Below are 12,200 nucleotides of genomic sequence, written 5' to 3'. Positions count from 1 at the left end.
TGCCGCACGCCGGGACAATGGGCCAGGGTCGGCCCCCTCACCGGGCCGGCCCGCGGTGCGAGACTCGATCACATGAGCAGCGAACTGGGTGACTTCCTCAAGGCACGGCGCAGGGAGCTGAGCCCCCCGACGGCCGGGCTCCCCGACGACGGGCGCCGACGGGTCCCGGGCCTGCGCCGGGAGGAGGTCGCCGTGCTCGCGTCGATCAGCCCCGGTCACTACACCCGTCTGGAACAGGGACGGCGCCGGGCCTCCGAACCGGTGCTGGACGCGCTTGCCCGCGCGCTGCGGCTCAGCGCGGACGAGCGTGCCTACCTCTTCGACCTCTCGGGCAAGGACGCCGGCCGACCGCCGCGGCGGCCCGGACAGCAGGTCCGTCCCCAGTTGCGGCGTCTGCTCGACGATCTCACCCACACTCCGGCCCTCGTCCTCGGCCGGCGCACCGACATCCTGGCGTGGAATCCACCGGCCGCCGCGCTGTTCACCGACTTCGCGCTGCTGCCGCGGGACGAACGCAACTTCGTCCGTCTGGTCTTCCGCGACCCGGCGGTGCGGGCCCTGTACACGGACTGGCCCTACATGGCGCGGGCCTGCGTGGCGCAGCTGCGCATGGAGGCGGCCCAGGATCCGCACGATCCGCGTCTGTCGGCGCTGGTGGCAGAACTGTCCGCGCAGGACCCGGACTTCCGGACCTGGTGGCAGGACCATCGCGTGGCCGTCCGCAGCGCGGGGACCAAAGACCTGCGCCACCCGGTGGTCGGCGAACTCACCCTCGACTGGTCCGCGCTCACCGACACGGCCGACCCGGACCAGCAGCTCATCGCCCTGACCGCCGCGCCCGGCACTCCCTCCCATGACGGCCTGCGCGCCCTGCGCGACCTGGGCGCCGTCACGTCGGGGCCGACCGGTCCCGGCGTGCCCGGTGGCGGTGGCGAAATCGCCGGGGTCTCGGCGCGGTGATCCGCGGCCCCCAGGGCCTGTCTGACAATTCGCGTCGTCGCCCGAAGCGCGGCAGACGGGAATTGTCAGACAGGCCCTAGGCTGCTGCCCCACACGGGTGTCAGCCGGAGGGGGGCCTTGTGCCACGGTCCGACGCAGCGGTCAGGGTTCGTACCCGCCTGCTTCTGATGTACCACCTCACGCCGCAGGTGCACGTTCCCGACGACAGGCTCCGTCCACTGTCCGAGGCGCTCGGTCTCGGCCGGTTCACCGCCCACGTCGAAGCCGCCGGACTGCTGCTGCCCCGGCTGGTGCTGCACGAGCGCGTCTCCGAGATCACGCTGCCGCCGAACGCGGCCCGGGTCGACGGTGCGGGCATCACCCTGGCCGTCACCCCTCGCCAGGACCCGCTGCTCTTCGTGGACGTCGAAGTCCCGGACGAGGCGGGCGACTCGGACACGATCGCCGAAACCCTCTATGCCACCTGGCAGGACCGCTCCGCCACCCGCGTCGGCGGGGTGCCGCTGACCGCATGGCTCGACGAGCGCTTACGGGCGTACGGCCTCACGGACCGGACCGCGGACCGGCAACCGCTCGAGTTCGGCCGGAACGTCCACCAGAGCGTCTTTCCCGGAGCGGCCCTGGCGGGAAGGCTGTTGGCGGAGCACGTGCCCGGCGACGCGGTCGGCCAGGACGTGGTGACCATAGTGCTGCGCGGCACGCTGGACAGCGGTACCGGCGCCACCCTGGGCATTCGACGGCCCGAGACGCTGAACAACGCCGGCCAGACCATGGTCGCGCACGGCAGAGGCGTGTCGTTGATCGTCGGCTACGCACCGCCGGTGGAGAACGCGTTCGGGCTGGCCGCCGCCGGCATCCTCACCGCGGTCGCGGCCGTGCACCGCATCCGACGCCAGGCGTTCGAGGCACTGGAACTGGACCGGGCGGCCGCGGTCGAGACGACGGACGACGCCCGTGCCCTGGTCGCGCAGCTCTCGCACCGGCTCAACGATCTCCAGCTCGACCTGAGCTTCAGCGTCGAGGTGTACGCCGACACGATCCTCGTACCGGAGCTGCTGGTCGAGAGCTTCCACGCGTCACTGCGCGACGTCTCGTCACTGGCGGACGCACTGGCCAACACCTCCCGCATCGTCGAGCGCGTGAACGCCGTCCTCGCCACGCGCCGCGTCGGCCTCGAGACGGCGGCCCAGCAGTACGCCGAGGACCGTGACCGGGTACTGGCGGCGGTGATCGCCGTCGGCTCGCTCATCGCGCTCCCGCCCGCGCTGCTCCTCGCGTACTTCGGCGTCAACAGCAGCGACGTGGACCCGAGCCGGTCGATCCTGGACTTCCGGCATTACGGTGTCGCGTACGCGATCGCCTGGTCGCCGTTCCTGCTGCTGATCCTGGTCGGTCTGCTCGCCCGCCGCCGGATATCGCTGCGGTTGCCCGCCCGGGACGCCGCCACGTCCGAGCGACGATCCCGGCGTTTCTGGCGTTCCTTGCGTTCCTTGCGTCCCTGGTTCGGCCGGTCGCGACGGCCCGGGCGGTGACGCCGCCTGGAAGCTGCCCGGTGCTCTCGCAGGTCACGGGCGACTTCGCCGGTGGTGACCGGGCACACCGCCGACGGAGCGAACGGCAGCTGCCGGCCCTGTCCCGCCTCACGCGTTGAGGTGCACACCGATCGACAGGAAGGCCTGGACCAGGGGGACCTGAGGGACCGCCGGGGAGACCACCTGGGAGGCGTAGTGGACGACGACCAGGTCCAGGGCGGGTGAGACGAACAGGCGCTGACCGTGGATGCCGCTGGCCATGAAGGATCCGTACGGGTCGTTCAGGATCCACCACAGGTCGTGGTACGAGAGGGTGGCCGGCGAGTCGGCCGGCGCCGCGGGGAAGCGAACGCGCCGCGGATAGCCGTCGGGGACGCTCCCGGCCAGGGCGGTCACCGCTTCCGGCACGATCTGGCGGTCGCCCACGGCCCCGCCGCGGCGGACGAGTTCGCCGAGGCGGGCCACGTCGCGCGCGGTGGCACTGAAGCCGCCGCAGGCCGCCTCGGCGCCGTCCGCGTCGACGAGGTAGTAGGCGTCCTCCTCCGCCCCGATCCGGGACCAGATCATCTCGGACATCAGCGCCGAGGTGCTGAGCCCGGTGATCCGTCGCAGTACCTCGGCGAGCGCCTCGACGTTGCCGTTCTCGTAGCGGAACTCCGTGCCGGGCTCGCCCGTGGCCCTGGCGGTGGCGAGATGTTCCCGGATGGTCGCGGGCCCCGAGTAGCCGTAGGGGCGCAGCCGCGGGGCGAGGACGGCGAAGTAGCGCTGCGCCTCCAGGGCCTTGTCGTACGGGCGGCCGGCGTAGCTCATCCGCGTGCCCATGTGCATCAGGTGGTCGACCCGGGCGTCTCCGAAGGCGGTGCCGGAGAGTTCGGGCACGTACCGGGTGACCCGGGCGTCCCGGTCGAGGTGTCCTTCGTGGGCGAGGGTCGCGGCCACGAGACCGAGGTAGGACTTGGCGGCCGAGGCGTTGAAGTGCGGGACGTGGGCCTCGTAGCCGTGCCGGTACTCCTCGTGGACGAGCCTGCCCCGGTGCAGGACGAGGAGGGCGTCGGTCTCGGCCTCTGCGAGAAGTTCGGCGAGGGTGAGAGTACGTCCGTACGAGCCGGTGACGCGGAGGCCGTCGAGGGCGCCCGGCGGCGACGCCGGCAGGTCACCGGGGCCGCCCCGGCCGCGCCAGACGCGACGGCTGGGCAGGATCTCCCGGCCTGCCGTCGTGTGTCGTCGCGCCCAGGCCGGGTCCGTGAAGCCGCGCGCCCAGACGAGGTCCGCCAGTGAGTCCGTGCCGGTCACATCTCGCTCCGCTCGTTCGGTATCAGCTCATCACGAGATCGATACCGTACACGCTGTTCGGAAACGGAGGAAGGGGTCGATCGCCAGAGCGTGACTACCGGGGTTCGGCACCCCGCCCCCCGGGGAGGTCGACGGCTCCGGGCGCGTCCACCGGGGTCAGCCCGGTGGCCCAGACCCTGCCGTAGACGGAGAGATCCCGCAGGTGGGCGGTGATCTGCTCGGCGGTGTAACCCGTGTCGTTCTCGACCCACCAGCCCAGCACCGAGATGAGTTCTCCGGTCCACGCGCGCGCGACGATGCCGAGCGGGATCCTCGGCTCCACGCCGAGTTGCCGCGCCCGGTCGCGGAAGGCCATCTCGGCGTGCGAGCGGATGAGTTCGGTGAACTCCCGCAGCGCCCGCCCGTCACCCTCTCCCCGCAGAATCACCTGGTAGACGCCCCGTTCCTGGGCGGCGTGTTCGAAGATGTACTTGACCGGCAGACCGGTGAAGCCCTGGGCGTGCGCCTGCCGAACGGCCGGCAGCAGACGCTCACGGTCCTGCGCGAGGTCGCGGACGATGCCGACCAGGAGATCCTCCTTGTCCCGGTAGTGCGCGTAGAAGGTGGCCCGGCCGATGTCGGCCCGCTCGGTGATCTCCTCGACGGTGATGGCCTGGAACCCCTTGGCCAGCACCAGTTCGACCAAGGCCTTGCGGAGCGCGGCGCGGGTCCGCCGGACGCGGCGGTCTTCGGGCTTCATGTCCACTTCGATTCCTTCTCGTCAGGACCGTTGACCTGACCCTAGCGCTGCCCGTACCTTGCCCGACAACCCGATTGATACTGAACACATTGTTTCGAAACTCTGGAGGCGGCGATGAACCTCGGGCGTTACGTACGCCGGACGGCGGAGCACCACCCGGACGCGGAGGCGGTGGTCTGCGGCCACGTCCGGTTGACGTATGCGGAACTCGACGACCACAGCGACCGGCTGGCGGCCGCGCTCACCGGGCTGGGCCTGAGCCGGGGCGAGCGCGTGGCGACGCTCGCGGCCAACCGCGCGGAGCTGGTCGTCACGGAGGTCGCCCTCTACAAGGCGGGCCTGACCCGGGCGCCGGTCAACGCCCGCCTCGGCGACGGCGAAGTCGCCCATCTGCTGCGGGAGTCGGACGCCCGTGTCCTGCTCGCCGACGCCGCCCACCTGGACACGGCGCGGCGGGCGGTGCCCGGTTCGGGCGTGAAGGCCGTCATCGGCTACGACGGTCCCGCCGACCTCGGGCCCGGCTACCCGGAGCTCCTCGCGGCCACCCCCCGCGAGGCCGTCGACGTGGAGTGCACCGAGGACGACATCGCCGTCCTGCACTTCACCTCCGGCTCCACCGGGAAGCTCAAGGCGGCCGTGCAGACCTACGGCAATCGGCTGGCCCTGCTGCGCAAGTCGGTGATGAACCAGGCCACTCGGGTCGGGCCGGGCGACCGGCAGATCCTCGCCGGACCCGTCACCCACGCCTCCGGCATGCCGCTGATGGGCATCTTCTTCGCCGGCGGATGCGCCGTCGTGCTGCCGCGCTGGGACGCCGCGGAGTTCCTCGCCACCGTGGAACGGGAGCGTGCCACCCACGCTTTCCTCGTCCCCACCATGGTCAACACGGTCCTCGCGCTGGAGAACGCCCGCGACCACGACCTCTCCAGCCTCCGCCACCTGCTCTACGGCGCCGCGCCCATGTCACCGGCCCGGGTCCGGGCGGCCTGGGACCTCTTCGGCCCCGTGCTCAGCCAGGGCTACGGATGCGGCGAGACGACCTCCGGGGTGCTGTTCCTCTCCACGGAGGACCACCGCCGCGCCGTCGAGGGCGACGACGAGGAACTGCTGCTGTCCTGCGGCCGCCCGCTGGCCGAGGCCGAGGTACGGATCGTCGACGACGGCGGCGATCCGGTGGCGGACGGCGAGATCGGCGAGATCGCGGTCCGCGGGCCCGACGTCGTTCCCGGCTACCACAACGAGCCGGAACTGACCGCGCGGAGCTTTCGCGACGGCTGGTTCCTCACCGGCGACCTGGCGCGGCGGCGCCGCGACGGTTACGTCTTCATCGTCGACCGCAAGAAGGACATGATCATCTCCGGCGGTTTCAACATCTACGCCGTCGAGGTCGAGTCCGTCCTCCACCAGCATCCGGGCGTCTTCGAGGCCGCGGTCGTGGGCGTACCCGACGAGCAGTGGGGCGAGGCGGTCAAGGCCGTCGTCGTCCCGCGGGCGGGGGTCACGCTCGACGCGCAGGAACTGATCGCCTTCTGCGCCGAGCACCTGGCGCGCATGAAGAAGCCCCGCTCCGTCGACGTCGTCGCCGCGCTTCCCCACAACCCCAACGGCAAGATCGACCGCCGCGCCATACGCGACACCTACTGGTCCGGCGCCGAGCGCCGCGTCCACTGAACAGGGAACCACGCCATGCCCTTCACCCTCACGCCCCGCTACGACGACAACCCCCGCCTGGAGGATCTGGTCGGCCGGCTGCGCACCTACCTGACCGACGAACTCCTCCCGTACGAGCGGGCACACGGCATCACCCCCGAGAGCAAACTGGACCGGGCCACGCTGGAGAGCGTCTGGAAACGCAGCGCCGAGCTCGGCTTCTACGGCATCAGCCTGCCGCCGGAACTCGGCGGCCAGGGGCTGAGCTTCACCGAACTGTGCGCCCTGAAGGAGGAACTCACCGCCTCCGGGGCGGCGTTGTCCCACTCGGTCCTGGGCGACATGGGCGGACCGCTGCGGGTCGGCGCGATCGTGAAGTACGCCACCGACGAGCAGCGGGAGCGCTACCTCCTCCCGGTGGTCCGGGGCGAGCGCGCCTGCTGCTTCTCCCTCACCGAACAGGACGCGGGTTCGGACGTACGGCGTATGCGGACCACCGCGACGCGGGACGGCGACAGCTACGTACTGAACGGGCACAAGGTGTTCAGCTCCGCCGCGCCGTTCGCCGACTTCGCGGTCGTCGTCGCCCGGATGGCGGACAGCGAGGAGACGTACAGCGCCTTCCTCGTCGATCTGGACACCCCGGGCTGCCGTGTCCTGGACGGCGCCGTGCCCATGTCGGGCCAGCAGATGGAGGGCGACCTCGTCTTCGAGGACTGCCGCGTCCCGGTCGCGAACCTGCTCGGGGAGATCGGCCAGGGGCTGCGCATCGGCATCGGCCGCATCACGCTCAACCGGCTGCTCCACTGTCCCTCCCTGATCGGTGCCGCGCGACGGGCCTGGGACCTGTCCGTCCACCACGCGAAGACCCGCGTCGCCTTCGGGCAGCCGCTGCTCGCGCTCCAGGCCATCCAGCACAAACTCGCCGACATGGCCACGGACCTCTACGCGGCGCGGTCGATGGTCCTGGCCACCGCCGCGAAGGCCGACCGCGGCGAGAACATCGCGGTGGAGGCGAACATGTGCAAGCTGTTCACCGCCGAAGCCTGCTTCCGCACGGCGGACCAGGCCGTGCAGATCCACGGCAAGGACGGCCTGACACGCGGTCACGAGGTGGAGCAGATCTTCCGGTCCCTGCGCATGTTCCGGATCGTCACCGGCACGACCGAGATCCACAAGAACGCCATCGTCAAGGCACTCGTCTGACCCCGGCGCCACCGGCGGTCCGCGCCCGCCGGTGGCCGCCCCGCATCCGCAGGAGTCACCCATGGCAGCCCGATCCTCCGCGCCCCCCGCCGACCGCTCCGCCCGGCGGCCCGCCGGCCGTCCGTACGACCGCCGCCGCGCCTGGCTGGTGACGGCCATGATCGTCACCTTCATGGTCATCAACTTCGCCGACAAGTCGGTACTCGGCCTCGCCGCCGTCCCGATCATGGACGAGCTGAACATCAGCAACAGCACCTACGGGCTGATCTCGAGCTCCTTCTACCTGTTCTTCAGTCTCTCCGGACTCGTCGTCGGATTCTTCTCCTCGCGCGTCTCCAGCCGGACCATGCTGTTCGTCATGGCGCTGCTGTGGGCGGTCGCCCAGCTGCCCGTGCTGGCCGTGGCGGCGGTCCCGACGCTGATCGCGGGCCGCGTCCTGCTGGGGGTCGCGGAAGGCCCGGCGGCCTCGATGTCCATGCACGCGCTGTACAAGTGGTTCCCGCCCGAGCGGCGCGGGCTGCCCTCGGCCCTGCAGATCGGTGGCGCCGCGATCGGCACCCTGGTCTCCGCGCCGGTACTCACCTGGCTGATCACGGATTTCGGATGGCGATCGGCGTACGCCGTCCTGGCGGTGGTCAGCCTGCTGTGGGCGCTGGTGTGGCGGCGGACGGGTCATGACGGGCCGTTCGACGAGACACGCCCGCCTCGGGCCGACGTCCCACGGCCCGTGAGACACCTGCCCTACCGCAGACTGCTGCTCACCGGAACCGTGCTCGGCAGCATCGCCAGCGCCTTCGGAGCCGCCTGGGCGCTCGCTCTGGCCCATGCCTGGCTGCCCGCCTACCTCAGGACCCAGCTCGACATGAGTCCCCACGCGGTGGCGACCACCATCAGCGCCATCTCCGCCCTCAGCCTCGTACTGCTGCTGACCGTCACGCCGCTCGTGGACGCCCTCAAGGCGCGCGGGGTGTCCAGCCGTTGGTCCAGCGGTGCCGTACAGGGAACGTCGGTATGTGTCGCCGGCTGTGCCATGGCCGCCTTCCCCTTCACCGACGGCGCCGTCGTCCGCCTGCTCCTGGTCGCAGTGGCCTTCGGCACGGTCGCCGTCGCGATCCCCCTGCACTACGTGACCGCCGCCGAGGTCGTCCCGGGGGCCCGGCGCGGCGCTGTCTTCGGCATCGTCGCCGCGACGGGCACCCTCCCCGGACTGATCGCCCCCTTCGTCACCGGTCGCCTCATCGACACGGCGGACACGGCGTCCTCCGGCTACACGACCGGGTTCCTCATCGCGGCCGCGGTGATGCTCCTCGCCGGCGCCGCGGCCGTCATCGCCATCCGGCCGGAACACGACGCGCGACGCCTCGGCCTGCTCCACCCCGCGACCGACCCCGAGAAGGGTGTACACGCATGAATCCGATGAACCGGCGCGGCTTCGTCGCCGCTGCCGCGGGCGCCGCCGCGGCGACCGTGCCCCTGAACGCGCAAACGGCCGAGGCGTCGCCCGGCCCAGGTCCCTCCGGGACACCGACTCCCACCCACACCGGCGATCTCCGCTACGACGACCGAACCGACTTCGCCGACGCCGACCGTGGCTTCGTCGCCGCGTACACCGGTGGACCCATCACCACGCCCTCCGGCGGCACCGCCTGGGACACCGACGCCTACCGCTTCCTCACGGACGCCGCCGAGACCTCACCCACGACGGTCGATCCGAGCCTCTGGCGCCAGGCCAGGCTCCTGTCCCGCCAGGGGCTCTACGAGGTCACGCACCGGATCTACCAGGTCCGTGGCCTGGACCTGGCCAACATGACCGTCGTCGAGGGCGACACCGGCATCATCGTCATAGACCCGCTGACCTCCGCGGAGACCGCGGCCGCGGCGCTCCGGCTCTACCGTGCGCACCGCGGGGACCGCCCGGTCGAGGCCATGATCTACACCCATCCACACGTCGACCACTTCGGCGGCTGCCGGGGCGTCCTGCCCGACGACACCGAGGGCGTTCCCGTACTCGCGCCGAAGGGCTTCATGGAGCACGCGGTGAGCGAGAACGTCTACGCCGGTCCCGCCATGTCCCGCCGCGCGGGCTACATGTACGGCACCAACCTGCCCACCGACGCCGCCGGCCAGGTCGGCTGCGGACTCGGGCTGGCGGTCTCCACCGGCACCATCGGCCTGATCCCGCCCACCCGGTACATCGAGGTCACCGGGCAGGAGGTCACCCTCGACGGGGTGAGGTTCCGTTTCCAGCTGACTCCCGGTACGGAGTGCCAGGAGGAGATGAACTTCCTCCTTCCCGACCTGCGAGCCGTGTGCATGGCCGAGAACGCCACCCACACGATGCACAACATCCTGACGCTGCGCGGCGCACAGGTCCGCGACGCGCACGCCTGGGCGGGATACCTGACGGAGTCGATCGGCCTCTGCACGGGCACGGCCGACGTGGCGTTCGCCTCCCACCACTGGCCCACCTGGGGCAACGACGACATCGTCGCCCTGCTCACCCGGCAGCGGGACCTCTACGGCTATCTGCACGACCAGACCGTCCGCCTGATCAACATGGGCCTCAACGGCACCGAGATCGCGGAAAGCCTGCGCCTTCCGCCGCAGCTGGAGCAGGTGTGGGCCAACCGCGGCTACTACGGCTCCCTCAGCCACAACGTCAAGGCCGTCTACCAGCGTTACATGGGCTGGTTCGACGCCAACCCCGCGCACCTGTGGGAACACCCGCCGGCCGAGGAGGCACGGCGGTGGGTCGAGTCGCTCGGCGGACAGGCCGCCGTACGTGCCCGCGCGCGGCACTACAGCGAGCGCGGCGACCTGCGCTTCGCCGTGACGCTCCTCAACCACGCCGTCTTCAACGACCCGTCCGACACCAGGGCGAAGCAGCAGCTCGCCACGCTCTACATCCGCCTGGGCCGGGCCGCGGAGAACGCGGTGTGGCGCAACTTCTTCCTCACCGGCGCCCGGGAGCTCGTGCACGGAGCCGAGCCGGCTCCCAAGCCCACCTCGGGACCGGATCTGCACCGGGCACTGACGGTCGGACAGCTCATCGACGGCCTGGCCGTACGCGTCAACGGGCCCGAGGCGTGGTCGCTGCGGCTGGCCGTCGACTGGCACATCGGCGACACCTACTGGCACCTTCGGCTCGCCAACGGCGTCCTCACCTGGACCAGCGACGCGAGCCCCGACCCCGACGCGGGGCTGACCATGACGATGACCAGGGCGCAGCTCCTCGCGGTGCTCGCCGGCAGGGGCACCGACGGCGTCACCATGACGGGCGACGGCACGCAGCTGGTGCGGCTCCTGTCGGTCCTGGACACTCCGGACCGCCGCTTCCCGGTGGTCACTCCCTGAGCCGATGCCCGATGTCCGGACCCCCGCCGGTGGACTACCGCTCCGCGGCCCGGCCCGTGCCCAGTGCCACCAGGGCGTCCGCCTGGGCGAGTCCGCTCTCCTCGACGACGGAGCGCACACTCTGGGCCTCGCGCACGAGCGCGAAGGCGATCTGCCCGCGGGAATCCGTCCGGTACCCGTAGACAGCGGGACGCGGCAGGGAATTGTAGGAGAAGTGCGAGGAGAAGTAGTACGCCCCGGTGTCGTACAGGGCCACCACGTCGCCCGGTTCGACGGCCGGCAGCTCGCGCCCCGTCGCGGTCAGGTCACCGGCGAAACAGCACGGGCCCGCGATGTCGACGACCTCGGCCGGGCCCTGCTTGGGCCGGCCCGCGGCGTCGAACACCCCGACGCGCAGCGGCCAGGCGTCCGGCATGAAGACCGTGCGGGTGGCCACCTGCGCACCGGCGTGCGTGACAGCGATCCGGCGGCCGCCGGCCGACTTGGTGTACTCGACGACCGAGGCGATGGTGCCGCTCTTGGCGAGCAGGGAACGGCCGAACTCGGTGATCAGAGCGTAGCGGCCGTCGAACAGCCCGGGTGCGGCGGAGCGTAGCTCGGCGACGTGGTCGGCGTACGTCGGACGGTCGTCCTCGCCGTCGAAGTTGACGGGCAGGCCGCCGCCGATGTCGAGCCCGGTGATCTGGGCGCGTCCCAGCTCCTTGTTGATGCGCTCGGCCAGTTCGTACGCCGCCCGCACCCCTTGGGCGATGAGCGGCAGCGGGCAGCCCTGGGAGCCGACGTGGGCGTGCAGCCGGTTGAGCCAGGGCCGGCGCGCGAAGGCCTCGATCACCGCGTCGACGGCGCCCTCGTCGCGCAGCGCGACGCCGAACTTGGAGGTCGCGGTGGCGGTACTCATCGCGCCGATGGCTCCCGCACCGACCTGCGGGTTCACCCGCAGTCCGATGGGTCCGGAGGCCTCCCGGCCGGCCAGCAGGCCGTCGACGCGGGCCATCTCCTGGAAGTTGTCCAGGTTGATCGCGATGCCGTGGGCCAGGGCGAACTCCAGCTCCTCGACGGTCTTGGCGGGGCTGTCGAACACCAGCCGGTCGTAGGTGAATCCGGCCGCCAGCGCCTGCTCCAGCTCGCCGGGCGAGGCCACTTCGCAGCCCATGCCCGCCGCCGCGAGCAGCCGCAGCACCGGCACCAGCCCGCACGCCTTCGCCGCGAACGTGTGCTGCACCGGGGCGGGTCCCTCGAACGCCTCGTTCAGCGCGTCGACGGCGGCGAGCACGCCGTCGACGTCGAGGAGACCGACCAGGGGCGTTCGCGGGCCCAGCAGGCCGTCCTCGACCGCCCGTGCGAGCGCGGCCTCACGGGCGCTGCCGCGTTGGTGGAGGGAACCGGAAGTCACTGCACCACACTCCAGAGGTGTCGTCGTGCACGGCGCTCGTGGGAGCGGCCGGCCGTTCTGCCTCGTACAGCTT

Annotated in this window: 9 protein-coding genes; 6 read left to right on the top strand and 3 right to left on the bottom strand. The window is 71.5% G+C overall.

The window, feature by feature from the left end:
* The first annotated feature begins 72 nt into the window (after positions 1-72).
* Positions 73-960, top strand: a complete 888-nt coding sequence (locus Sru02f_RS18555; RefSeq protein ID WP_109031125.1) for a helix-turn-helix domain-containing protein — start codon at positions 73-75, stop codon at positions 958-960.
* Between the two features lie 167 nt (positions 961-1,127).
* Positions 1,128-2,492, top strand: coding sequence for a hypothetical protein (locus Sru02f_RS18550; protein WP_167469419.1), 1,365 nt, complete (start codon positions 1,128-1,130; stop codon positions 2,490-2,492).
* 108 nt (positions 2,493-2,600) lie between these two features.
* Here Sru02f_RS18550 and Sru02f_RS18545 read toward each other — a convergent pair whose 3' ends face one another.
* Positions 2,601-3,785, bottom strand: coding sequence for a serine hydrolase domain-containing protein (locus Sru02f_RS18545; RefSeq protein ID WP_167469418.1), 1,185 nt, complete (start codon positions 3,783-3,785; stop codon positions 2,601-2,603).
* A 94-nt stretch (positions 3,786-3,879) separates the two neighbouring features.
* Positions 3,880-4,524: a TetR/AcrR family transcriptional regulator gene (locus Sru02f_RS18540; protein ID WP_174855044.1), complete on the bottom strand. Its 645-nt coding sequence runs from the start codon at positions 4,522-4,524 to the stop codon at positions 3,880-3,882.
* 114 nt (positions 4,525-4,638) lie between these two features.
* On the opposite strand from Sru02f_RS18540, the gene Sru02f_RS18535 reads away from it, so the two are divergent.
* From Sru02f_RS18535 to Sru02f_RS18520, 4 genes are all read left to right on the top strand, one after another.
* Complete coding sequence (locus Sru02f_RS18535) at positions 4,639-6,195, top strand: acyl-CoA synthetase (RefSeq protein WP_109031122.1); 1,557 nt, start codon at positions 4,639-4,641, stop codon at positions 6,193-6,195.
* A 15-nt stretch (positions 6,196-6,210) separates the two neighbouring features.
* Entirely contained in the window at positions 6,211-7,380 is a 1,170-nt protein-coding gene (locus tag Sru02f_RS18530) for an acyl-CoA dehydrogenase family protein (protein WP_109031121.1), read from the top strand.
* A gap of 61 nt (positions 7,381-7,441) precedes the next feature.
* Positions 7,442-8,791 carry an MFS transporter gene (locus tag Sru02f_RS18525; RefSeq protein ID WP_109031120.1) on the top strand — a complete coding sequence of 450 codons (1,350 nt, stop codon included), beginning with the start codon at positions 7,442-7,444 and terminating at the stop codon, positions 8,789-8,791.
* Positions 8,788-10,734 (top strand): alkyl/aryl-sulfatase, encoded by a 1,947-nt coding sequence (locus tag Sru02f_RS18520; RefSeq protein WP_109031119.1) that lies wholly within the window; start codon positions 8,788-8,790, stop codon positions 10,732-10,734. Before Sru02f_RS18525 ends, Sru02f_RS18520 begins: the two co-directional genes overlap by 4 nt.
* A 34-nt stretch (positions 10,735-10,768) precedes the next feature.
* Here the strand turns inward: Sru02f_RS18520 and Sru02f_RS18515 are convergent, their stop codons facing one another.
* Positions 10,769-12,127 (bottom strand): type III PLP-dependent enzyme domain-containing protein, encoded by a 1,359-nt coding sequence (locus tag Sru02f_RS18515; protein ID WP_109031118.1) that lies wholly within the window; start codon positions 12,125-12,127, stop codon positions 10,769-10,771.
* Positions 12,128-12,200: the final 73 nt, after the last annotated feature.

Origin of the sequence: Streptomyces rubrogriseus (assembly GCF_027947575.1) — a bacterium.
In the GTDB taxonomy this organism is placed as follows: domain Bacteria; phylum Actinomycetota; class Actinomycetes; order Streptomycetales; family Streptomycetaceae; genus Streptomyces; species Streptomyces rubrogriseus.
The sequence above is the reverse complement of the archived record's forward strand: the minus strand, read 5'-3'. Positions and strand labels throughout refer to the sequence as shown.